The following is a 24092-nucleotide window of genomic DNA, read 5'->3' as shown; positions in this document are numbered from 1 at the left end:
ATTGTATCGCTGCGTGACGGGCAGGTAAAGTTATTGTGCCGGGGGGGCGTTTTGCCTTACCCGGCCTTGATTGACTTCTGGCAGATTAAGCAATCCGGCAGGCATCGGCTTCCCAGCGATATCCTACGCCATAGACCGCGCGGATAAACGACTGCTCTGCATCCAGCGATTCCAGTTTACGGCGCAGGTTCTTGATATGGCTGTCGATGGTGCGGTCGGTAACGACGCGGTAGTCATCGTAGAGATGGTTGAGCAATTGCTCGCGGGAGAACACTTTTCCCGGTTCATGCGACAGCGTTTTGAGTAAGCGAAATTCAGCGGGCGTCAGGTCGAGCATTTTTCCACGCCACGATGCCTGAAAACGGCCTTCATCGACGATCAGCGGACTTTCTGCATCCATCTGTTGCAACTCGCGCTGTGGCTTACACCGGCGCAGGATCGTTTTCACTCGTGCGACGACTTCCCGCGGGCTGTACGGTTTACAAATGTAGTCATCTGCACCGATCTCCAGCCCCAGCAGGCGGTCAATCTCTTCGATTTTGGCGGTCACCATCATAATCGGGACGTCAGAGAAACGACGAATTTCCCGACACAAAGTCAGACCGTCGGTACCTGGCAACATCAGATCTAACAAGATCAGGTCGGGTGGCGTCTGGCGTACGTAAGGCAACACCTGATCGCCGTGGTTGATGAGCGTAGGGGCATAGCTTGCCGCACGCAGGTAGTCGATGAGCAGTTGCCCCAGCTTGGGTTCGTCTTCCACGATCAGAATACGCGGCGTGTTTTCATCAATGGGTAACTCAGTCATACATCTCTCTGTAAGTCGCGTTCCAGCGGTAACTCTACTGTAATGCTAACCCCGCCAAAAGGCGAATGGGCGGCGCGGATCAGACCATTATGCGCTTGGACAATGTTGACGCAAATCGCCAGCCCCAGCCCGGACCCTCCGCTGGCCCGGTTACGGGACCCTTCGGTGCGATAAAAGCGTTCGAACAGTTTCTGTAGCTGTTCGTCGCTAACGCCGGGAGCGGAATCGGCGAAGGTTAATAACACCATCCGTTCGCGCTGTTCGGCGCTGATATGCAGACCGCCACCGCTGTCGGTGTAGCGTAGGCTGTTTTCCAGTAGGTTGTTAAACAGTTGCATCAGGCGATCCCTGTCGCCAAAGACCGTCATGCTGTCCGGGAGTGAAAGTTGGATCGTCAGTCCACGACTGGCGAAGCGTTCGCGAAACGCGCCGCTCGCCACTTCCAGCAGAGGGATCAGGTCCAGCGAGGTTTTCTGGTAGGCCAGCGCACCTTCATCAGACATAGAAAGCTGGTGGAGATCGTCTACCAGTTTGGTGAGGGTACCCACTTCGGCCTGCAATGAGGCAACGGAGTCGGGTGTGAACTGACGGACACCATCCTGAATGGCTTCGAGTTCGCCGCGTAAAACTGCCAGTGGCGTGCGCAGTTCGTGAGAGATATCAGCCATAAAGTCCCGGCGCATCTGCTGGTTTTTTTCCAGCGTACTGGCGAGCTGGTTGAAATCCTGCGCCAGTTTGCCCAGTTCATCGGTACTGGTGGGGACCACGCGGGTGGTAAAATCGCCGGCCGCCAGTTTGTGTGTGCCTTCCACCAACCGCTTAACCGGGGCCAGCAGGCTGCGCGCTAGCGTAAACGTCGCCAGCGCGGCAAGGATCGTGGAGAGCGCGACGATAAGCCAACTGGATCGTCTTTGCTGCATGTCGAAATTGATATCCGTATTCCGCGTTAAACGTTCTACGGGAGAGGCGATCACGGCGCCCACTTCGCTACCGTTAACGCGTATGGGATGGCGCATGCCGTCACGCGGTACGGGACCGCGCGGGCCGACCAGCACCCGGGCACTTTGATCGACCACCCAAAATTGCGTACGCCAGCCGTGCGGCGGCATGCCGGGTCCCGGTTTATCATCGTCATTGTCGTGTTCAAAAGAGCGCAGGATCTGGAAAACAAAACGATCGTTATTGCGTAAGAATCGCCAGTTGCCGTGCTGCTCGTACTGCTCGCTTAACGCATCGCTGAGCATTTGCAGGCGTTGTTCGTTACCGTGTTTGATGTAGTCAATAAAACCGCGTTCGAAGCTAATGCGCACGGCCCAGTGCATACTGATCAGCAGCACAATGCAGGTGGCGAAAATAGCCAGAAAGAGTTTGCCGGTGATACCGGGCCGCCAGAACTTCATCAGGTGCTCCTTTTGCGCCGTGAAATCACCGCGTTGGTCTGCGTGTCGTTCGGCACGCGGGCAAAAATGAGGGCGGGCAGTGCGATAAGAAACGCAATGCACAGCCAGGTGTACATAAAGACGGTATGCGTAGACGCGCTGTCGATGGCGATATGCTGCTGCCCGAACATGCCTAACAACAGACCGGCGATGGTTACCCCAATACTCATCGACAGTTGCATGATCATTGACAGCAGGCTGTTGCCGCTGCTCGCGAGGTCATCCGGCAGGTCTTTTAGCGTCAGCGTGTTCATTGATGAGAAGCGGGTAGAATTGACCATCCCCTGTAAGAACAGTATGAACGGCAGGGCGTAATACCAACCGAGTAACGCGGTGCTCATCAGCAACAGGCTGACCATCGACAGGCCAAGCGTGGTGGTGACCAGTACGCGACGGTAGCCAAACCGGTTGACGACCTGGACCACGATGCGTTTCATTCCCATACTGCCCAGCACCATCGGAATCATCATCAATCCGGCATGAAATGGCGAAAACCCCAATCCAATCTGCAGAAATACCGGGGTCATGAACGGCAACATCCCGCTACCAATCCGCCCGGCGAAGCTGCCGAACAGCCCTAACGAGAAGGTGTGTGTACGAAACAGATGCAGGCTAAACAGTGCACGAGGGTTGTTGTGGGCGTGTTTCAGATACAGCAGGATCGCCAGTACGCCACAGACAACCAGCGCTGCCAGCGTGATATGGGAAATGCCGGTTCCCTTACTACCATCGAGCGCTAACGTGAGTACCGCCATGCCGACAGCCAGCATCATGAATCCAGAAAGATCGAAACGACGAGTTTGCATAGTGTAGTTGGGCATCAGCATTAACGTCGCTATTGCCCCGACAATGCCAACCGGAATGTTAATCAGAAATATCCAGTGCCAGGAGGCATATTCCACCAGGATACCACCTAATGCCGGGCCCAGAAGAGGACCAATCTGACCGGGCAAAGTGACGAATGTCATTGCCGCCATGTATTGCTCGCGTGGGACGATTTTCATCACCGTCAACCTGCCGACGGGCACCATCATCGCGCCGCCTACACCTTGTAACACGCGAGCCATCACCAGTTCATTCAGCGTTCCGGACCAGGCGCAAAATAGCGATCCCAGCGTAAACAGAATGATCGCGGTGAAGAATATATTGCGCACACCGATTTTATCGGCCAGCCAACCGCTGGCAGGGAGCATTACGGCGACGGTAAGTACATACGACACAATGACCATGTGCATATGCAGTGGGCTTTCCCCGAGGCTTTTGGCCATCGAGGGAAGCGCGGTGTTGACGATGGTGGTATCCAGCGACTGCATAAAAAAGCCAAATGCCACAATCCAAAGTTGCCAGCGGGTGCTGTCGGGAAGTTCTGTCATAACTCTGCTACCGGTTTGCTGTTTTTACGCGAAAAACGCAGACGCAGACGGTCGAAAAAGAGATAGACCACCGGAGTGGTGTACAGCGTCAGTAGCTGACTGACAACCAGCCCGCCAACAATAGTTATCCCCAATGGTTGACGCAGTTCAGAGCCGTCACCTGCGGATAATACCAGCGGCAGCGCACCAAACAGGGCCGCCAGCGTGGTCATCATTATTGGGCGAAAGCGCAGCAGGCAGGCCTGGAAAATCGCTTCTTCCGGCTGCAACTTGCCATTTCTCTGCGCTTCCAGCGCAAAATCGACCATCATGATGGCGTTTTTCTTCACAATGCCAATTAATAGCATGATCCCTATCAGGGCGATTAGGCTGAACGGGGCATTGAACAGCTCCAGCGCCAGTAAGGCCCCAACGCCGGCAGAAGGCAGCGTGGAGAGAATAGTCAGTGGGTGAACATAGCTTTCATACAGCATACCCAGCACGATATAGACGGTGGCGATGGCGGCGATAATCAGGATCACCTGTGAGTTCATGGTGTCCTGAAATACCTGCGCGGTACCCGCAAAGCTACCACGTACCGTCGACGGTACTCCAAGCTGGGTCATGGTTCGGTTGATGGCCTCCGTTGCTTCAGAGAGTGAAGAACCCGTCGGCAGGTTAAATGATACGGTTGAGGCGGCAGACAACCCCTGGTGATTCACCGATAGCGGCGCATTTGCCGGTTGCCATTTGGCAAAGTACGACAACGGTATTGCTTTGCCATCGCTGTTAATGACGAACATTTTGTCCAGGGCGCTGATATCCTGGGTGTAGCGTGGGTCGACTTCCATCACCACTTTGTATTGGTTCATCGGCTGATAGATGGTTGAAATTTGTCGCTGACCAAAGGCGTTATTCAGCAGGCTGTTGGCAGCTTCAACGTCGATTCCCAGACGTGACATGGTGTCACGATCGTAGGTCAGATTCATTTCCGCGCCGTTGTCCTGCTGATCGGAGTTAACGTCCGCCAACTGGGGCAGGGCGGCCAGCGCCTTACGAATTTTCGGTTCCCATTCGCGTAGTGCGGCGAGGTCATCTGACAACAGAGTGTATTGGTAGCTGGCATTAGCCTGACGACCGCCGACGCGAATATCCTGCACCGCCATCAGAAACAGGTTTGCGCCGGGTTCTTTGGCAAGCTTCACACGCAGGCGGTCGATCACCTGTTGCGCCGTTTCGTGACGTTCTCCACGAGGCTTCAGGGTGATAAACATCATTCCGCTGTTGACGCGTGAGCCGCCGGTAAACCCGGTGACGTTATTCACCGCAGGATCGTCGCGGATGATCTTCATAAAGTCCTGCAGTTTGCCCCGCATCGCCTGAAACGAAATGCTCTGATCGGCCTGGATCCCGCCCATGAGTACGCCGGTATCCTGCTCCGGGAAGAAGGTTTTGGGGATTGAAATATAGAGCCAGACGTTCAGGGCAATGGTTGCGAGTAGCACCACGCCCACCATGCGTGTGTGGCGTAGCACCCACTTCAGCGACGTGGCGTAGCTTTGTTGTAATGCCACCAGTACACGGCCAAATCCCCGCTTACGTGATTGTTCGCGTGGCGTGCTGGATTTGAGCATCCAGCCGCACATCATCGGCGTCAACGTCAGCGATACCAGCAGTGAAATACCGATAGCCACCGACAGGGTGACGGCAAACTCGCGTAACAGTCGCCCTGGCAGCCCGCCCATTAACAGCAGTGGCAGAAACACCGCCACCAGCGACAGGCTCATGGAGAGAACGGTGAAACCCACCTCGCGCGTGCCTTGTAGCGCCGCCTGTAACGGTTTCATTCCCGCTTCGAGATGGCGTGCAATGTTCTCCAGTACCACAATGGCATCATCGACGACAAAACCCGTTGCGATGGTTAGCGCCATCAACGACAGATTGTTGAGGCTAAATCCACACAGATACATCGCGGCAAACGTACCAATCAGCGAGACCGGAACCGCCACAGCGGGGATCAGGGTGGCACGCCCGGAGCGCAGGAAGACAAACACCACCAGGATAACCAACGCCACGGAGATAATCAGCGTTTGCTCTACTTCAGCCAGCGAGGCGCGGATAGTGGGTGAACGATCCTGGGCGATTTGCAGATCGATAGCGGCCGGGACCATCGTTTGTAGCTCCGGTAATTTGGCGCGAATGCTGTCGACCGTCTGAATAATATTGGCTTCCGGCAGTTTGCGGATCATCAACAGAATGGCCGGTTTGGCATTGGTCATCCCCGCATTGCGTACGTCCTGCACCGAATCACTGACAGATGCAACATCCCCCAGTCGCACAGCTGCGCCGTTGTTATAGTGGATGATAACTGGCTTATATTCCGCCGCGGTTTTTAGCTCATCGTTGGTTTGTACCTGCCAGCGATGGGTTTCATCTTCGATAGCGCCCTGCGGTTTACGTACGTTGGCGTTATCGATAGCGCTACGCACCGCGTCCAGCGATACACCCTGGTTAAACAACGCCTGCGGATTAAGCCCCACACGCACGGCGGGAAGAGAGCTTCCTCCGACATCCACATCACCGACGCCGTTGATTTGTGCGATGGTCTGCGCCAGTTGCGTCGAGGCGAAATCGTATAATTCACCTTGCGAGTACATGTCCGATGTCAGCGTCAGGATCATGATCGGGGCATCTGAAGGGTTGGCCTTCCGATACGTTGGGCGGCTGGGCATCCCGCTGGGCAGCAGGCTTTGCGCCGCGTTAATGGCGGCCTGTACGTCCCGTGCTGCACCGTTGATGTCGCGGTCAAATTTAAATTCGAGAATAATGCGCGTGCTACCAAGCGAACTGCTTGATGTCATCTCATTTACGCCCGCGATCCGCCCAAGCGAGCGTTCCAGTGGGGTTGCTACAGATGACGCCATTGTTTCTGGTGATGCTCCCGGTAGTGATGCACTGACCATGATTACCGGAAAATCAACTTGCGGCAGGGGGGCCACTGGCAACAGACGAAAGCCCAGTATGCCGCACAGGGTAATGGCGACGGAAATAAGAATGGTCGCCACCGGGCGATGGATGAAAAGCGCAAAAAATTTCATTTACGCGTCCTCTCGCTGACGCGGGAAGCGGTTTTTCACATACAGCGACAGTCGGTCAAACAGCAGGTAAATCACCGGTGTGGTAAACAACGTCAGGACCTGGCTGACCAGCAAACCGCCAACCATGCCAATACCTAATGGACGGCGTAACTCTGCACCTACACCGGTGCTTAGCATCAGTGGCAACGCCCCCAGTAGCGCTGCCAACGTGGTCATCAGGATAGGGCGAAAACGCAGCAGACAGGCCTGGAAAATGGCATCGCGTGGTGACATTCCCTGCTCACGTTCGGCGGCAAGGGCAAAGTCGATCATCATGATGGCGTTTTTCTTCACGATCCCGATGAGCAAAATAATGCCGATGATCGCGATCACGTCCAGTTCGCTGCCGGCAATCATGAGCGCCAGCAACGCCCCGACACCCGCAGTGGGAAGCGTAGAGAGAATCGTAATCGGGTGAATAAAGCTTTCGTACAATACGCCGAGCACGATATACATCGCGACCACTGCTGCCACAATCAGCCAGATGGTGTTGCCCAGGGCAGCCTGGAAGGCCAGCGTACTGCCCTGGAACTGAGTGGTGATATTTGCGGGCAGGTTAAGTGTTTTTTCGGCATCCTGAATCGCCTGTACCGCATCGCCCAACGACTGATTATCTGGCACATTGAACGAGATAGTCGTTACCGGGAATTGATCGAGATGGTTAATCGATAGCGGGGCAAAACGCTGCTCAATGCTGGCGATAGCGCTGAGCGGTACGATTCCGCCATCGCTACTGGTCAGACGAATGGTATCCAGCGCTGCAAGTCCCGGTGTGCTGTCAGTGTTATGCTCTAACACCACGCGATACTGGTTTGCCTGCGTGTAGATAGTCGAAATCAAACGCTGTCCGAAGGCGTTGTACAGGGCATTATCGACATCCGCCATACTGATCCCTAAACGGCTGGCGCTGTCACGATTGACGTTCACATACGCGACCAACCCTTGATCCTGCCAGTCGCTGCTAACATCAGACAATTGTGGTAACTGCTGCAGTTTTTCAAGCAGCTGTGGAACCCACGTGCTGAGGGCGTCAAGAGAGTTAGCTTGTAACGTAAACTGGTATTGCGTTCGACTGACCTGGGTATCAATCGTCAGATCCTGCGTGGGCTGTAGATAAAGGTCAACGCCAGGGACTCTGTCTACCTCATCCTGTAATCGGGCGATCACTTTCTGTACGCGATCGTCGCGTTCATCCAACGGTTTAAGATTAATTTGCAGACGTGCACTGTTCAGCGCGGGGTTAGTGCCGTCAACCCCCACGAAGGCCGTCAGGCTTTCTACCGCAGGATCGTTGAGGATCACATCGGAAACCTGGCGTTGGCGCTGAGCCATGCTGGCAAATGAACTGGATTGTGGAGCCTGTAGCGTACCCTGAATAATGCCGTTATCCTGAATTGGGAAGAAGCCTTTTGGGATAAACACCCACAGCATGACGCTCAGGGCCAACGTACCGAGGGCTACGCTAAGCGTTAACCACGGGTGGTTAAGTACTTTTGCCAGCCAGTGTCCGTATCCGGCAATCACCCGATCGAACATTTTTTCTGAGGCGCGGGAGAAGCGGTTTTGTTTACGCAATGACGCCTGACTGAGCATGCGCGCACACATCATCGGCGTAAGGGTTAGCGATACGACGGCGGAAATCAGAATCGCTACCGCCAGCGTAACGGCGAATTCGCGGAACAAGCGCCCGACGATATCGCCCATGAATAGCAGTGGGATCAATACTGCAATCAATGAAAACGTCAGGGAGATGATGGTAAAACCAATCTCGCCTGCACCTTTCAGGGCTGCGGTCAGTGGTTTTTCCCCTTTTTCGATATAGCGCGAAATATTCTCGATAACCACAATGGCATCATCCACCACAAAACCCGTGGCGATGGTCAGCGCCATTAATGTCAGGTTGTTGATGGAGAAATCAAGAAAGACCATTACCGCGAAGGTCCCGATCAGCGATAGCGGAACGGCAACCGCAGGAATGATGGTGGCAGGAATATTGCGCAGAAACAGGTAGATAATCATGACGACCAACGCAATTGCCAGCATCAGTTCGAACTGAGTGTCGGCAACGGAAGCGCGAATATTGGTCGTACGATCCGAAAGTACAGTTACCTTCACCGATTTCGGCAGACTTTCCGTCAGTTGCGGCAGCATTTGCCGAATACTGTCCGCCGTGGCGATAATATTTGCGCCAGGCTGACGCTGTACGTTCATCACGATGGCTTGTTGTTTGTTGGCCCATGCCCCAAGCCAGCTGTTTTCTGCACCTTGTTCGACGGTGGCGACATCACCAAGTCGCACTGGTGCACCATTTTTATAGGCAACGATTAACTGGCGATACTCATCGGCAGACTGCATCTGGTCATTAGCGGAAAGCGTAACGGCGCGCGTTGGTCCATCAAGACTCCCTTTGGCGGAATTGACGTTGGCGCCGGTAATCGCCGTACGGATGGTTTCGCTGGTCAGACCGAGCGCTGCAATCGCCTGTGCATTAAGCTTCACGCGGACCGCCGGACGCTGGCCGCCAGAAAGTGTCACCAGGCCAACACCGGAAACCTGGGAGATTTTCTGCGCGACGCGGGTTTCCACCATATCTTCCACCTGCGTCATCGGCATGGCGCTCGAGGTGACGGCCAGCGTCATGATCGGCGGATCCGCTGGATTAACTTTGCTGTAAACCGGTGGGTTAGGTAGGTCACTCGGCAATAAATTGGTGGCAGCATTGATGGCGGCCTGAACTTCCTGCTCGGCAACATCCAGTGGCAGGGTCAGTTGAAACTGCAACGTGACGACCGATGCCCCACCGGAACTTTGGGAGGACATTTGTTTCAGGCCAGACATCTGCCCGAACTGGCGTTCAAGCGGAGCGGTAACCGCAGACGTCATGACATCCGGGCTGGCTCCGGGATAGAGCGTTATGACCTGAATGGTGGGGTAATCCACTTCCGGTAATGCCGCAATGGGCAGGAAACGGTAGCCGATGATACCGGCAAGCAGGATCGCGACCATCAGCAACGTGGTGGCGACGGGGCGCAGAATAAACAGGCGGGACGGGCCGCCTGTATTGCCGGGAGGTAACACCTGCATCAGGAGCTCGCTCCTTTTTTGCCATAACCGCGCGGTGCGGCTTTGTCGTCGCTAGGGGTGTGAGCCTCCACGACCTCGACTTTAGCCCCTTCCGTCAGACGATCAATTCCGTCGGTGACGACGCGATCGCCCGCGGACAGTCCGGCGGAGATAACGACGTTCTGGCTGTCCTGAATACCTGGTTTAACCAAATGTTTGCTGACTTTGTTGTCGCTGTTCAGCACCCAGACAAAGTGGCCTTCGTTACCCATTTGTAGTGCGGCAGTCGGGATCACGACGGCATTTTGTTCGGTATCGACGAGCATGCGAGCGTTAACAAACTGATTCGGGAACAAGGCATCGTCCTGGTTGTTAAAGCGGGCCTTTGCTTTGATGGTGCCGGTGGTGGCGTCAATCTGGTTGTCGAGGCTCAGCAGCACGCCTTCGCTCAGTTTTTGCGAGTTGGTACGGTCCCAGGCCTCAACTTTCAGTGGCGTCCCCGATTTCTGTGCCTGTACGACGGTCGCGATATCGTTCTCTGGCAGAGTGAAAACCAGATCAATAGGATGGGTTTGTGTAATGACGACAATCCCGGTGGTATCGCTGCTGGATATCTGGTTACCCACATCCACAAGCTTCAGGCCTACCCGACCATCAACTGGAGCCGTTATCCGGCTCCAGTCGAGTTGCAATTGCGCGCTGGCGACGCTGGCTTCATCGGCTTTTATCGTCCCTTGTGTTTCGTTGACCAGCGCCTGTTGCGCATCCAGTTCCTGACGAGAGACCAGATTCGTTTTGACCAATTGCTGATAGCGGGCGAGGTCGCGACGAGCATTGGCCAGCGTGGCTTTATCTTTCGCTAACTGTCCCTGCGCCTGCGCCAACGCAACGTTAAACTGGCTCGGGTCGATCTCGGCGAGCAGATCGCCGGCTTTCACCTGTTGCCCTTCCTGAAAGTGTATGGCGATGAGTTGGCCGTCCACGCGACTGCGTACCGTCGCGGTGTTCGCGGCAGTAATGGTACCCAGCCCGGTCAGATAGCGTGGAACGGCTTGTTCGACTGCCGTCGCCGCCTGAACCGGAGCCAACGGACCGGAACGCATTCCTCGCCGTCCCGTTGCCGGAGCGGGCTGTGTCTGACGGGTCGCGCCGGGGGCTGTTCCCTGAGGTTCGTTGCGACTTTGCCAGAACCAGAAGGCGGCGATGGCGGCCACGACGATCACGATTACTATCACCCAGCGGGATTTGTTACGGCCTTTCATTGTTATGAGTTTCTCATCCTGAAACGTTTCGCGGAATGATACTAGTTTAGCCAGTGAACAAGGGAGAAAAATGGAGGAATTATGAAACACTGTAGGGATTCGTCTGAATGACGGCGCGGCTTTGCGAGGCATTACGCAACAATCAGCAGCGAAAATCACCAATGCGAAATAGTGTGCCAGAGTGTGGTCAAGGCAATAAGGAGGTAAGCCAGAGATTTCAGCGGGACGCTGGAACGGGAAAACCCCTCCCGAGGAAGGGGCCAAAAAAAGGAAAGGGTTATGATGAAGCAGGTCATCATACTGGTGATACTCTTAGTCATTAGCTTCTCGGCTTACTAAGACACCAGGGGGAGGGTAAAACCTCCCTAACCCTCACTCCTGAAAGTAATCCACAGTAACGATGATGTCAATACGCACGCTTTTCAGCCTGCGAGCAGCTTAGCGGAAAACCACTTCCGCCCAGCGAGCCAGCCCGGCGGTGACAGAGCCGAAGTCATCGCCACCGGCGATAGGGATCCCCGGAAGCTGTTCAGCAAGGGCTTTTTTGATCAGCGGTGAACGGGCGCTACCGCCGGTCAGATAAATGACATCCGGTTTTTCCTGCGCGTTATCCAGCGCTAACTGAACCTGCTCAAGAATACGTGCCAGCGGTTGGTTTAACGCCGCTTCCAGTCCTTGCTGGCTGATAGCAGTGGCCAGCGCATCGCTGATAAACGGCAGTGCCGCGGTAACGTTTGTCTGGTCAGAAAGCGCAATTTTGCTCTCTTCTGCGCTGCGAACCAGGCGATAACTCAGGCGTTCACGCCAGACTTTAAGCAGCAGCGCCACTTTATCTGCTTCACGTGCATCGCGGATCAGATCGTTGAGTAAACGTCCGTTGGCAGCGCTGTAGAAATCACTTTGTGCCGGAACATCGTTGATCGCGACGGCGTTCCACCAGGGTAAAATCGGCAATGCGATGCCTTTTTCCGTTTCGCCGCCCATACCCAGCAGTGGCATCAGATGCTTAAAGGCCAACGCAATATCCAGATCGTTACCGCCCACGCGGCAACCGCTGTGTCCCAGCAGGCTGTTTTCGCGATCGGCGCGTTGATGCCATTGCGGTCCCATTAGCAGTAGCGAACAGTCAGTGGTACCACCGCCGATGTCCACCACCAGTACGCGTTTTTCTTCCTGCAAGGTTGCTTCAAAATCCAGACCCGCGGCTACCGGCTCGTACTGAAAAACCACATCCTGAAAACCAGCACGCTTTGCCGCACGCGCAAGAATACCCTGCGCCTGGGCGTTGGCATCATCGCCACCTAACCCCTGGAAGTTGATCGGGCGACCAATAACGGCCTGGGTGATGGCTTCAGGTAGCTGCTTTTGCGCCTGATTGCGAATATGCAGCATCATCGCGCAGACCAAATCCTCAAATAGCGCAACCTGCTGCGGCTTCAGGCCGCTGGCACCCAGGAATGATTTTGGCGATTTAACAAAGTAAACCTCTTCCGGGTCGTCAATGTATTGCGCCAGTGACGCCAAACCAAACTGCACGCTATTGGCGCTAACATCGATGTCTTCATCGCGGTTATAACGCATCGCACGACTCAGAAGCGCCTGTGTTTCGGCATCCGTCGTGGGGACATCATGATGGCGATACAACCATTCGCTCACCGCTTCACGCGTAGGCGCACAAAGCATTGAGGGCAGTAGCGTGCTGTTATTTTCCATTTTGAGCAAGTGTGGCTGCCCGTCACGCATTACGGCTACTGAACAGTTTGCCGTACCGTAGTCAAAACCAATAAACACCGTAGAAATCCCCATGCCAGTGAAGAAGGGGCGTGACTTTAGCGAAATGTTGCCGCCCCGACAACTGGAATATGAAAGCAAGGCGTATCGATTGAATACCGTTTATGCTGTAGGTTTAACTAAAAAGGACACCTGAATGTTAACACTGAGCTGGCAGCCGCCCTATGACTGGTCCTGGATGCTAGGGTTTCTTGCGGCCCGTGCGGTGGAAGGCGTCGAAACCGTCGGGGAGCTGTATTACGCCAGGAGCCTGGCAATCGGTGAGTATCGCGGGCTGGTGAGTGTAGTGCCTGACCTGAAGACACACCAGCTTCAGGTCAGGCTAAGTCCGGGGTTACAGCCCGTTGCGCCAGACTGCCTGGCCAAAATTGAGCGGTTGTTCGATCTTGGCTGCTGTCCGCAGCATATTGTTAACGCTCTCGGCAGCCTGGGCGCAGCGCGTCCTGGCCTGCGGCTGCCGGGCTCTGTCGATGCTTTTGAGCAAGGTGTGAGGGCGATATTAGGCCAGTTAGTGAGCGTTGCCATGGCGGCAAAACTGACCGCGAAAGTTGTACACGCCTACGGTGACAGGCTTGATGAGGCGCCTGAGTATGTGTGTTTTCCCACACCACAAGCGCTGGCTGCTGCTGAGCCTTTGCATCTGAAAGCCTTAGGGATGCCGCTCAAACGCGCCGAAGCGCTCATTCATCTGGCACGCGCAACGCTTACCGGAAGGCTTGCATTGGTTGCACCAGCTGATATTGAGCAAGGCGTAAAGCACTTACAAACGTTTCCCGGTATAGGACGCTGGACTGCCAATTATTTCGCGCTACGCGGTTGGCAGGCGAAAGATGTTTTTCTTCCTGACGATTATTTGATCAAACAACGTTTTCCGGGCATGACACCAGCTCAGATCCGGCGTTATGCCGAGCGCTGGAAGCCGTGGCGCTCCTATGCGTTATTGCATATCTGGTATACCGAAGGGTGGCAGCCGTCAGTTGATAGCGAAGTTGCTGGTATTGAGTAGCAGATCCAACGGCTGAGCATCAGCAATGATGTCGCCGTAGATCATATCAATACCGATACCAGAAAGTGCGTCCATAATAAGCGGCATTTGCACGGGGCCGGCGATCGTTTTGATATCCAGTCGCTGTGCATGGCCCTGGATAATAGAAACCCACATTTCATCCATCAGGTTGCCGTGAACACTGGCGCTGATCTCACTGTCGAGTAACAGGTAATCGACGGTGTGAAACTTCAGATTTTCAACGATCTCTAAGTCGCGTCCAACCTGGCTTAAAATAATCCGACAACCCGCGTGACGAAGCCGCTGAATGGCCGATAGGCTCTGAGCTGGATGCGATTTCATCACTCCGGCTGGAATGGTCAGGTGTAATAAGCGTGGTGGTAGCGAACTACGTTGCAACTGCGCCAGCAGTTCATCCACAAGTTCGGTACTCAACAGTCCGGCGGCAGAAAGGGGAAGGGCAATACTGAGCCCCTTACTGGCAATCGCCGTCGCTGCATGCTGGAAAAATTCGTTAAAAACCCGGCGGTCAAGCGCATGATTAAGCACAGGGTCAACGAGCCCGGTACGGAAGATATGCTCTTCGATAACATCACCGTCCTCTGTTCCCAGGCGCAGTGAGAGGAGCCAGAAGCTGAATGTCTCAGGAATGCGTGGAGAGGCCACACCCCGGGCGATCATGAGCATCGGGTTGTGTGCAATAATGTGTTTCTGTTCATCAAACGACAGCAGTTCCCGTGAGGTGTGCGTCTGACTTTGCTGAGGTTCATACACGCAGACCCGGCCACGCCCACTGTTTTTGGCGGCATAGCAGGCGATATCTGCCTGAGACATGACCTCAGTTGCGACATGATTTTTCTCATCGATCAGCGTAATACCCGCACTGGCGCCTATGCGGTGCAGACGGCCTTCCCACCTGAACTGATACTCGTTGATGGCGCTGATAATACGGCCTGAGATAAAGCGAGCGCTTTCGATGTTGCAATCAGGCAGCAACAGGCCGAATTCATCGCCCCCGAGACGTGCCAGTACATCGCTGGTACGCAGCATGCTGAGCATCAGAGAAGCCAGTTCGCGCAGCAGGGCATCGCCAGCGGCATGGCCCGCGCTATCGTTCACGGCTTTAAACCTATCCAGATCGATAAAGACCAGAACATGGCGTTGATGCGTATCGTGTACGGCTTGTAGCAATTGTTTCAGATGGTTCTCGAAGCTGACCCGGTTAGCAAGATGGGTGAGGTCATCATGCGACGCGCTGTAGCTCAGCTGGCGTAACATCTTACGCGACTCGGTGACGTCCTGAATGACCAGTACGGAGCCAATGCTGCCGCCGTCAAGGGTACTGAGTGGCGTAATGCTGTACTGAATGTCGTAACTGTTGCCGTTACGGCAATGCAAAACCACCTCCTGCTCTATGGCAGTACGCGACATATCGGCACTGTAGATGTTTTCCATCAATGGGCCATTATCGCCAAAGGTAATACGCAGCACTGTCAGTAATGGAATACCTATCGCGTCATCCTGCTGCCAGCCGCTCATCTTCTCGGCAACCGGGTTCATAAAGGTCACGTTCATGTCGACATCAATACAAATCACCGCTTCGCCGATTGAGTCCAGCGTGATGTGCAGGCGCTCTTTTTCCTGGTACAGGGCTTCGTTGAGCTGCTTCACCTCGGTCATATCCAAATTGATGCCGAGTAAGCGTTCAACTTCTCCGTCTTTATTCAGCACCCGGTTAGCCAACGAGCGAATGTGTCGCACGCCGTCACTTACCGCAATACGAAATTCGAGCTTAAAGGGAATTCGTGCGGCCAGAGAGTCGCGAATCACATTTTCAGCATGCTCGCGATCTTCCGGTACGACGCACTCGTACCAGACTTGCCAACTGGGTTTGATATGCGGCGGGACTTCATAGAGATCGAACATGCGCTTATCCCAACTGATCACGTCGGGTTGCAGTTCCCACTCCCAGATACCAATACCGCCCGCTTCGTTGGCGAGAGTAATGCGTTCCATCAGTCGCTTATTTATCCACTCGGTGTGCTTCAGGTCGTTTATGTCTTCAACCTGCGCAATAAAGTAGAGCGGGGTGTTGTCGCTGTGGCGTACCAGCGAAACGGCCAGCAATGCCCAGACGACGTCGCCCGCGCGCGTGTAGTAGCGCTTTTCCATGGAGTAGCTATCGATTTCACCACGGGCCAACATGCCGAGTTGTTCGAGGTCGTTATTCAGATCTTCCGGCCAGGTGAGCTGCTGGAAGGTCAGCGCTCTCAGTTCATCCTGACTGTAGCCAAGAAACTGACACAACGCCTTGTTTGCCTGTAACCACTGCCCTTCGGTACCGACCAGCGCCATGCCAATCGCGGAATATTCCATTGCATTACGAAAACGCGATTCGCTTTCAGAGATGTGTTTTCGCTCGGCCCGAAATGCGTACATCACCATAGTCATCATGTTGGCTGGCAACAGAATCATCAAAAACGGCAGCCACGGAATACTGGTCATCACATTCGCTTTTGGCGTGTAGAGCAGCGATGGGTTGGCAGCCAGCATCAGAGAGACCATCATGACGGTGCTGAGGAAAATTAAAAATGCTTCCATACGTGGCAAACGGACGGCGCTCCACATCAGCAACACAATGACGCAGGTAAATGGCCACGGCACGTACATCATGGAGAGCCAACTGAACGTTAAGGTGACGAGCAGCGTGATGAGGGTCTCAAGCAGTAAACGTGGATCGCGGTGGCGCAGCAGATAATGAGGCTTGAATAACAGACCCAATGGCACCAGCGCCAGCGCGCCGATGGATTCGGAAAGCACCCAAATGAGAAACGTATTTAACGAGGTTCCTTCCGGGAGCAGTAGCCACATCAGCACACCGCCTAACAGCGGGGGGATGACGGCGCTACCTAACGCCAAACGCGCCCAGTCATTCAGATTCTGTAAGGGGTTATACCAGGGGAGCAGTTTGCGCAATAACATCGCGCCGGCGACCGCTTCAATAATATTGATGGTCGTATAAGTGTAGTTAAGCGAACCGCCAGGAAAAAACAGCAAAGACGCGCCGATGCTGCCGAATGCGCAAGCCAGCGCTATCCCGGGCCACATTTTTCCTGCATGGCGGTAAAACGCCACCATCATGATTGAGGTTGGAAACCAAAGCGGTGCCAGTTGGGTACCGAAACGCGACAGCTCCAGCGAGAATAGCGTAAAGATAAATGCCACCAGACCTAAACTGGCCAGGCGCAGCAGAGGATGGGGTAGGGTAACTAAAACATGTTGGAATTGTTTACTCATTACCACTTTACCCAAATAGCCGATGTCGGCCAGCAGAGTTACCGGCCGCATCACGTTTAATCTTCGTTTATGCTAGTACAAATAATTTACAATTTATACGCCAGTTGCTCATAAATTAACACGCTCAAGCCATTAATTCCTAAGGCGGGTGAATAAAAATTGAGCCTGCTTTAAAATTAACCGTTTTAATTTGCGACAGGGAAAGCATTGGTGCAGCCTGGGCTGGCATCGCGCTGCTGAAATCCCTATAATTGCCGTGTTTGGCGTTTCGACGCCGCCCTTCCTTACATCCAGGTTAATCAGGTCGCTAAATTTATGACTGATCAGTCCCATCAGTGCGTCATTATCGGCATTGCCGGCGCATCGGCTTCCGGCAAGAGTCTTATTGCCAGTACCCTTTATCGCGAATTGCGTGAACAAGTCGGTGACGAACATATTGGCGTTATTCCCGAAGACAGCTATTACAAAGATCAAAGCCATCTGTCGATGGAAGAACGCGTAAAAACGAACTACGACCATCCGAACGCGATGGATCACAGTTTGCTGTTTCAGCATCTGCAAACACTTAAGCGTGGTTCCGCCATTGAATTGCCCGTTTATAGCTATGTTGAACACACGCGCACACAAGAAACTATTCATATTGAACCCAAGAAAGTCATTATCCTGGAAGGCATTTTGTTGCTGACGGATGCGCGTTTGCGTGATGAAATGAACTTCTCCATTTTTGTTGATACGCCGTTGGATATTTGCCTGATGCGCCGTATCAAGCGGGATGTGAATGAACGTGGTCGTTCAATGGATTCGGTGATGGCGCAATACCAAAAAACCGTACGTCCGATGTTCCTGCAATTTATTGAGCCTTCAAAACAATACGCCGATATCATCGTGCCTCGCGGGGGTAAAAACCGCATTGCTATCGATATTCTGAAGGCGAAAATCAGTCAGTTCTTTGAATAAGTTCAGCGAATTGTGTACCGTTCAGTGATAACCTGGTTCACCCTTAACGCGCCTGGCATTAAGGGGTTGAAGCACGAAAGGAGAAAGTGCCATGCGTTTATGTGACCGAGATATTGAAGCCTGGTTGGATGAAGGTCGTTTGTCGATCAATCCACGTCCTCCTGTCGAGCGTATCAATGGCGCAACGGTAGATGTGCGTCTTGGTAACAAATTTCGTACGTTCCGCGGTCATACGGCGGCGTATATTGATTTGAGCGGGCCGAAGGATGAGGTCAGCGCTGCGCTTGACCGCGTAATGAGTGATGAAATTGTCCTCAAAGATGGTGAAGCGTTTTTCCTGCATCCGGGTGAATTAGCGCTGGCGGTAACTTTCGAGTCCGTTACGCTACCTTCCGACCTTGTTGGCTGGTTAGACGGTCGTTCTTCGCTGGCACGTCTGGGCCTGATGGTACACGTTACGGCACACCGTATTGATCCGGGTTGGTCGGGCTGCATCGTCCTGGAATTTTACAACTCAGGAAAATTACCGTTGGCGCTGCGCCCCGGTATGCCGATTGGTGCGCTGAGCTTCGAACCGCTTTCCGGCCCGGCAGCGCGACCTTACAACCGTCGCCAGGATGCGAAGTATCGCGATCAGCAGGGCGCGGTAGCCAGCCGGATCGATAAAGACTGAGTGTTTTTCAGTCCATTGGGGATAGCATGAGACGATTTCTGACGACGCTGATGATTCTTCTGGTCGTGCTGGTGGCCGGTTTCTCTGCGTTAGTATTGTTGGTGAATCCGAACGATTTTCGCGCATACATGGTGAAGCAAGTTGCTGCGCGTAGCGGATATCAACTGCAGTTGGATGGTCCTCTGCGCTGGCACGTATGGCCCCAGTTGAGCATCCTCTCCGGGCGTATGGTGCTAACGGCCGAAGGCGCCAGCGAACCTCTGGTTCGTGCCGACAATATGCGTCTGGACGTCGCCTTGTGGCCGTTGTTGAGTCACCAACTCAGCGTAAAGCAAGTCATGCTCAAAGGCGCGGTGATTCAACTCATACCTGAAACCGAGGCTGTGCGCGGAGTCGATGCCCCTGTTGCGCCAAAAGATAATACACTGCCGGATTTGGCAGAAGATCGTGGATGGTCGTTCGATATCGCTCGCCTGCGCGTGGCTGACAGCGTTCTGGTATTCCAGCATGAAGACGATGAACAGATAACGGTTCGTGATATTCACCTGAATATGGAACAGGATGCCCAGCATCGCGGAACGTTCGATTTCACCGGCCGCGTTAACCGCGACCAGCGCGACCTGACGTTGTCAATCAGCGGCGCTGTCGATGCGTCTGACTATCCGCATGATTTAGTCGCTAACATTGAACAGCTGAGCTGGCAGTTACAGGGCGCTGACTTGCCGCCGCAGGGGATCCGCGGCCAGGGTCAGCTTCAGGCCCGGTGGCAGGAAGAGAAAAAACAGCTCAACTTTACGCAGATTAACTTAACTGCCAATGACAGTTCACTCGCCGGGCAAGCGCAGGTGACGCTGGCGGAGAAACCCGCATGGGACGTCGATCTGAAATTCGGCCAGCTCAATCTGGATAATCTGATCGTACAGCATGACGCGCTGGCGGCGACAGATACCGGGGCACAGCAGAGTCAGAGCCAGTCGACGCTGGCGCGACCGGTCATTGCCTCGCAGGTTGATGCCGTCTCTTATCAGGGACTGCAAGGATTTTCCGCCAATATTGCACTACAGGCGGATAAAGTTCTCTGGCGGAAAATGGCATTTGATAATGTTTCTGCAAAAATCGTCAACCAGGCTGGCTTGTTGAATATCAATGAGTTGCAGGGAAAAAATGACGGTGGATTGATCTCGCTTCCTGGCTCGCTGGATGCCAGAAAAGGCTCTCCTCGGGCAGTCTTTCACCCACGGCTGGAAGGCGTAGAAATCGGCACTATCCTGAAAGCCTTTGACTATCCGATAGCCCTTACTGGCAAGCTGTCACTGACTGGCGATTTTTCGGGCTCTGACATCGATGCGCAGGCATTTCGTCACAGCTGGCAGGGACAGGCCAATGTTGAGATGAGCGGCACGCGTATGGAAGGCATGAACTTCCAGCAACTGGTGCAACAGGCGGTTGAACGTAGCGGCGGCAATGCAAGCTCACAACAGAATTTGGATAATGCGACGCGGCTGGATCGCTTTGTGACCGATCTGACGCTGGATAACGGTAAGGTTACGCTGGATAACATGGAAGGGCAGTCTGCCATGTTGGCGCTTTCGGGTAAGGGCACGTTAGATCTGGTTGAGCAAAATTGTGATACTCAGTTTAACGTACGCGTGCTGGGCGGATGGCATGGGGAAAGCAAATTAATCGATTTCCTCAAAGCGACCCCGGTTCCGCTCAGGGTCTATGGTAAGTGGCAGTCGTTGAACTATAACCTGCAGGTGGACCAACTCTTGCGTAAGCATATGCAGGATGAAGCAAAACGCCGATTGAACGACTGGGCCGATCGCAACAAAGACTCTCGCAACGGCAAAGACGTTAAAAAGCTGCTGGATAAACTCTGATCTCTATTGCCGGATGTCGCTTTAGCGCCATCCGGCATATCGCTTATACCTCGTAATCCATCTCTTCTTCACTGCGCAGTGGTATCAACTGGACTTTCTGCACCCGATGGTTTTCTACTTGCAAGGTTTTCAGCAAATAGTCACCAACCTGTACTTCTTCTCCGGTTTTCGGGATGCGCTGCAGATACTCCATTAACAGCCCGGCGATGGTGTGATACTCACGTTTCTCATCTAATGGGATCGGGACATACTGCACCAGGTCTTCCAGCGGCATATGACCGTTCGCCGTCCACGACCCATCGGCATTTTTCTGAATATCATGACGAGCGTCGATCTCTTCGACTTCATTTGGCAAGTTACCCGCGATGGTTTCCATCACGTCGCTCAGCGTCACAATTCCTTCCACCGAACCAAACTCATCGGCCACAAAAGCGAAGTGCGTACGGGCATTACGGAACTGTTCCAGCGCCGGAAGAAGCGGTAGGGTTTCCGGGAATACCAATGGCTGGCGAAGTAAGACGCGCAAATCGAGCGGTTCGCCACGCAGCGACTGTTGCAGAAGGTCAATCACATGCACCACACCGAGCAGTTCTTCCTGCTCATCTTCTCCGGTTACGACCAGACGCGTATGCTGGTTTTTCTCCAGTAGTGTGCGAATTTCTGCTTCCGGCGCATTGAGATCAATGTGCTCGATATCATGGCGTGACGTCATGATGCTGCTGACGGTTCGCTGATTAAGGTTCAGTACGCGCTCAATCATCCGCCGTTCTTGTGGTGCAAAAATCTGACCTTCATGATGATCCGCCAACATGGCGGCAGTTTCGGCATCCAGCTCGGCATCTTCTTTTTGACCGCTTATCAGGCGCATCACTGCCTCGGCGGTACGCTGGCGTAACGTGTGGTTAGCCGACAGGAAACGACGACGGTTAAAAATAGCCAACTGGTTCAGGGCTTCTATCATGACCGAGAAGCCGATAGCCGCGTACAGATAGCCTTTCGGTATGCGAAAACCGAAGCCTTCCGCGACCAGGCTGAAACCAATCATCAGCAGGAAGCTCAGGCACAGAATAACAATAGTTGGGTGGCTGTTTACAAAGCGGGTCAACGATTTACTGGCCAACATCATCAGGCTGATGGCAATAATTACCGCCGCCATCATGACCGCCAGATGATCAACCATACCAACAGCGGTGATCACCGAGTCCAGTGAGAAAATGGCATCCAGTACCACTATTTGCGCGACCACGCCCCAAAATTTCGCACCCCGACGTTGGGTGGGATTGTCGCTGTCTTTCCCTTCCAGCCTTTCGTTAAGCTCCATCGTCGCTTTGAACAGCAGGAAGAAGCCGCCAAATAGCATGATCAGGTCACGGGCACTGAAGCTGAGGTCCCGAATGCTGAACAGAGGCGTGGTCAGCGTCACCAGCCATGATATTGACGCCAGCAGCAGCAGGCGCATAACCATTGCCAATAGTAGCCCGGTAATACGCGCCTTATCTCGCTGGGATGGCGGGAGTTTCTCCGCGAGGATGGCAATAAAAACAAGATTATCAATGCCAAGAACGAGTTCTATCACGATTAGCGTGACGAGTCCGGCCCAGATTGACGGATCGGCAATCCATTCCATAGTAAATGCTATACCCATAGTTATATGACAATTGTCACAATTCGATCATGGGTAAAACCGACGAAAAATGCAATGGCGAGAAGGGATTTCTCTGCCCTTTATATCAGGACAGGGGCGAGAAAATAGCCTGAAGGTAACTGCAAGAAATGGCTTTATTCATCCAGTTATATTTAGGAAATATCGCAGATTGGATATTTATATATTAACATTGTCAACATCAATAAAATCCTAAAAATATAAAAATCTCACGCTTAATATTAATCTTAAAAGACTACGTTTCAGGACTTGTTATCTTGCCTGCTATTCGGTTAGCTGCAACAATTCTTCCCGTAATAATCAAAAGAGAAATATGTTGCCAGTATCGCACCATGCTATTTCTGATGGGCAGGTGCTATGAATATGATGAAAATTGCGAGGACGGTAAAAATATAAATTAATCAGTGCATTGGTAGCTAATGAAGCCAGGGGCGGTAGCGTGCCTGGTCGCCTGATGATAAACCTAAATTATTCTGTCAAGAGACTGCAGATGAATTTATTTTTTTTAGGACTGATGCCAGTTAAATGCCTATTCAATTAACGGCAAGGTAAATGCAAACAGGCGTAATCGCTATTTAAAACGCACGTGATAATGACTCTGCCAAAGTGATAAATAATCAATGATGAAATCCAAACTTAAATTGATACCAGTATTGGTGTCGGTAATATTGATCAACGGTTGTACCGTGCTTCCGGGCAGCAATATGTCTACCATGGGCAAAGATGTGATTAAGCAGCAGGATGCCGATTTTGATATCAACCGGATGGTGAATGTTTATCCGCTTACCCCTCGACTGGTTGAACAATTGCGTCCGCGACCGAATGTTGCTCAACCTAATATGTCGCTGGATCAGGAGATCTCCGGGTATCAGTACCGGGTCGGCCCCGGCGATGTCCTGAATGTCACCGTCTGGGATCATCCCGAACTCACCACGCCTGCGGGACAGTATCGTAGCTCAAGCGATACGGGAAACTGGGTGCAACCTGACGGTACTATGTTTTATCCCTACATTGGCAAAGTTAGCGTGGTGGGAAAAACGTTGGCAGAAATTCGTAGTGATATTACCGGGCGCTTAGCGAAGTACATCGCAGACCCGCAGGTGGACGTTAATATCGCCGCATTCCGCTCGCAGAAGGCGTATGTCTCCGGGCAGGTGAATAAATCCGGTCAACAGGCCATCACCAACGTACCTCTTACTATCCTTGATGCTATTAATGCTGCAGGCGGCCTCACTGAAGCGGCCGACTGGCGCAATGTTGTGCTGACCCACAAAGGGCAGGAGCAACGAATTTCTCTGCAAGCGCTAATGCAAAATGGCGATCTGAGCCAGAACCGTCTGCTCTATCCTGGCGATATTCTGTTTGTCCCGCGAAATGACGACCTGAAAGTGTTCGTGATGGGTGAAGTGAAAAAACAGAGCACCCTCAAGATGGACTTCAGCGGTATGACACTCACCGAAGCGCTGGGTAATGCGGAGGGCATCGACCTGACCACCTCCAATGCCAGCGGTATCTTTGTTATTCGTCCATTAAAAGGCGAGGGGGGGCATAACGGCAAGATAGCCAATATCTACCAACTTGATATGTCCGATGCGACATCGTTGGTGATGGCGACCTCTTTCCGACTCCAGCCTTACGATGTGGTGTATGTGACGACCGCGCCGGTTGCTCGCTGGAACCGTTTGATCAATCAGTTGCTGCCGACCATTAGCGGTGTTCGTTATATGACGGATACGGCCAGCGACCTTCACAACTGGTAATCGC

Annotated in this window: 15 protein-coding genes; 6 read left to right on the top strand and 9 right to left on the bottom strand. The window is 53.4% G+C overall.

Annotated elements, in window-relative coordinates:
* Positions 1-85: 85 nt before the first annotated feature.
* The 6 genes from baeR to HV261_RS17285 are packed head-to-tail and all read right to left on the bottom strand — an operon-like array spanning position 86 to position 11061.
* Positions 86-808 carry an envelope stress response regulator BaeR gene (gene baeR / locus HV261_RS17310; protein WP_137382236.1) on the bottom strand — a complete coding sequence of 241 codons (723 nt, stop codon included), beginning with the start codon at positions 806-808 and terminating at the stop codon, positions 86-88.
* Complete coding sequence (gene baeS, locus HV261_RS17305) at positions 805-2208, bottom strand: envelope stress sensor histidine kinase BaeS (protein WP_137382237.1); 1404 nt, start codon at positions 2206-2208, stop codon at positions 805-807. The genes baeR and baeS overlap by 4 nt, the downstream gene beginning before the upstream one ends.
* Complete coding sequence (locus HV261_RS17300; protein WP_202038969.1) at positions 2208-3620, bottom strand: MFS transporter; 1413 nt, start codon at positions 3618-3620, stop codon at positions 2208-2210. Before HV261_RS17300 ends, baeS begins: the two co-directional genes overlap by 1 nt.
* Positions 3617-6697, bottom strand: coding sequence for a multidrug efflux RND transporter permease subunit MdtC (mdtC, locus tag HV261_RS17295; RefSeq protein ID WP_202038968.1), 3081 nt, complete (start codon positions 6695-6697; stop codon positions 3617-3619). Before mdtC ends, HV261_RS17300 begins: the two co-directional genes overlap by 4 nt.
* A complete protein-coding gene (locus HV261_RS17290; protein ID WP_202038967.1) occupies positions 6698-9820 on the bottom strand; it encodes an MdtB/MuxB family multidrug efflux RND transporter permease subunit in 3123 nt (1040 codons plus the stop codon).
* Entirely contained in the window at positions 9820-11061 is a 1242-nt protein-coding gene (locus HV261_RS17285) for an MdtA/MuxA family multidrug efflux RND transporter periplasmic adaptor subunit (protein WP_202038966.1), read from the bottom strand. Before HV261_RS17285 ends, HV261_RS17290 begins: the two co-directional genes overlap by 1 nt.
* A gap of 279 nt (positions 11062-11340) precedes the next feature.
* Here HV261_RS17285 and HV261_RS17280 point away from each other — a divergent pair, with 279 nt between their 5' ends.
* Entirely contained in the window at positions 11341-11400 is a 60-nt protein-coding gene (locus HV261_RS17280; protein WP_137378378.1) for a type I toxin-antitoxin system Ibs family toxin, read from the top strand.
* 99 nt (positions 11401-11499) lie between these two features.
* Here the strand turns inward: HV261_RS17280 and yegD are convergent, their stop codons facing one another.
* Entirely contained in the window at positions 11500-12852 is a 1353-nt protein-coding gene (gene yegD / locus HV261_RS17275) for a molecular chaperone (protein WP_202038965.1), read from the bottom strand.
* 136 nt (positions 12853-12988) lie between these two features.
* Between yegD and alkA the strand changes: the two genes are divergently transcribed.
* Positions 12989-13858, top strand: a complete 870-nt coding sequence (gene alkA / locus HV261_RS17270) for a DNA-3-methyladenine glycosylase 2 (RefSeq protein ID WP_202038964.1) — start codon at positions 12989-12991, stop codon at positions 13856-13858.
* Here alkA and HV261_RS17265 read toward each other — a convergent pair.
* Positions 13826-17155, bottom strand: coding sequence for a diguanylate cyclase (locus tag HV261_RS17265; protein ID WP_202039717.1), 3330 nt, complete (start codon positions 17153-17155; stop codon positions 13826-13828). The genes alkA and HV261_RS17265 overlap by 33 nt on opposite strands.
* Positions 17156-17470: 315 nt before the next feature.
* Between HV261_RS17265 and udk the strand changes: the two genes are divergently transcribed.
* From udk to asmA, 3 genes are all read left to right on the top strand, one after another.
* Complete coding sequence (udk, locus tag HV261_RS17260) at positions 17471-18112, top strand: uridine kinase (protein WP_005128328.1); 642 nt, start codon at positions 17471-17473, stop codon at positions 18110-18112.
* A gap of 91 nt (positions 18113-18203) precedes the next feature.
* Positions 18204-18785 carry a dCTP deaminase gene (gene dcd, locus HV261_RS17255; protein WP_003036774.1) on the top strand — a complete coding sequence of 194 codons (582 nt, stop codon included), beginning with the start codon at positions 18204-18206 and terminating at the stop codon, positions 18783-18785.
* Between the two features lie 26 nt (positions 18786-18811).
* Positions 18812-20665 (top strand): outer membrane assembly protein AsmA, encoded by a 1854-nt coding sequence (gene asmA / locus HV261_RS17250; RefSeq protein ID WP_202038963.1) that lies wholly within the window; start codon positions 18812-18814, stop codon positions 20663-20665.
* Positions 20666-20708: 43 nt separating this feature from the next.
* On the opposite strand, the gene HV261_RS17245 is transcribed toward asmA, so the two are convergent.
* Complete coding sequence (locus tag HV261_RS17245; RefSeq protein ID WP_202038962.1) at positions 20709-22292, bottom strand: TerC family protein; 1584 nt, start codon at positions 22290-22292, stop codon at positions 20709-20711.
* Between the two features lie 656 nt (positions 22293-22948).
* Between HV261_RS17245 and HV261_RS17240 the strand changes: the two genes are divergently transcribed.
* Entirely contained in the window at positions 22949-24088 is a 1140-nt protein-coding gene (locus HV261_RS17240) for a polysaccharide export protein (protein ID WP_040231878.1), read from the top strand.
* The last annotated feature ends 4 nt before the right edge of the window (positions 24089-24092 follow it).

The sequence above is a fragment of the Citrobacter sp. RHBSTW-00671 genome, from assembly GCF_014103415.1.
Classification (GTDB): Bacteria; Pseudomonadota; Gammaproteobacteria; order Enterobacterales; family Enterobacteriaceae; genus Citrobacter.
The sequence above is the reverse complement of the archived record's forward strand: the minus strand, read 5'-3'. Positions and strand labels throughout refer to the sequence as shown.